At 63.3% G+C, this 1,016-nt stretch carries 2 protein-coding genes; one reads left to right on the forward strand and one right to left on the reverse strand.

Translation table 11 applies throughout. From position 1 onward, the window contains the following. Positions 1-626: SOS response-associated peptidase (locus HPS01S_RS21370; protein WP_066161185.1), on the reverse strand; the 626-nt coding region annotated here is incomplete at its 3' end. A 61-nt stretch (positions 627-687) separates the two neighbouring features. Here HPS01S_RS21370 and HPS01S_RS21375 point away from each other — a divergent pair. Continuing rightward, positions 688-1,016 (forward strand): LexA family protein (locus HPS01S_RS21375; protein ID WP_066161187.1); only part of this gene is annotated, 329 nt, incomplete at its 3' end.

Genomic DNA, 1,016 nt, shown 5'->3' on the forward strand with positions numbered 1-1,016 from the left:
TGCGCTGGGAACTGCCGCATGAACTCCATCGACTTGGCAGGTGGTGCGCTCAGCCACTCGTCGTACTGGTGCTCGTGCAGGATGACGACCATGCGCTTTTCGTCCCCGGGCTTGTGAAAGTGCTTGAACAGTTCGTGATCGTCGGCGTTCACTGTGAGCATGGTGAAGCTCAGCAGCTCTTCACCTGATTCCAGCCGCTTGGAAGCCCACAAGCCGGCAATGCCCATGGGTAGCCCGTCCTTGCGCTTGATCTTGGTCGGGATGACTTTCCCACTTCGCCAGTCCGGCTCCACCACCGCCTCCACCGGCACGATGCAGTGCTGCCCCTTGCGCCACGCATCCCTGAAACTCGGCTTCTCGGCCACGGTCTCCGATCTGGCGTTGTAGGTGCGCCGCCCGAAGGCAACCTCCCCGGCCCAGTGTGGCACCAGACCAAAGAGCCCCTGCAGCGCCTCGCGCGGCGGCACGGCGTCGTCCCCCACATCGGCGTTCGGATGCCGCCTCACGAAAGGCGCCTGGTAGGTCGGCCAGACGTCCGTGCGCAGGTTGGTCCCTGGCGGCAGCGTCACCCCGAAGTGCAGGCGCAGGCGCTCGGTGCTGGTGCAAGCGTCGTAGTTGGAGCACATGGACAAATGTTGCCTTATCCGGTCGCAGGTTTATACTGTATGCATGAACAGTATTTGCAGCATGTCCGAACCCGTGCCGCTGGCGGCCGTGTCGATGATGCTGCCCATCGCCGCAGGGTTCATCCACGCGGGGTTTCCGTCCCCTGCGGAGGACTTTGAGGTCAACCGGCTGGACATTGCCCAAATCTTGATCCAGCACCCCCAGTCGACTTACTTCTGGCGTGCCCGCGGTATCTCAATGCGGGACAAAGGCATCGATGACGGTGACCTGCTCGTGGTGGACCGCGCGCTTCGCCCGCAGCATGGCCATATCGTCGTGGCCTCGGTCGACGGAGAATTCACGGTCAAGGAGCTCTTCCAGCGCTCGGGCCGGATGCGCCTGAAGGCGGC

Source organism: Hydrogenophaga pseudoflava NBRC 102511 (assembly GCF_001592285.1).
GTDB classification, from domain to species: Bacteria; Pseudomonadota; Gammaproteobacteria; order Burkholderiales; family Burkholderiaceae_C; genus Hydrogenophaga; species Hydrogenophaga pseudoflava.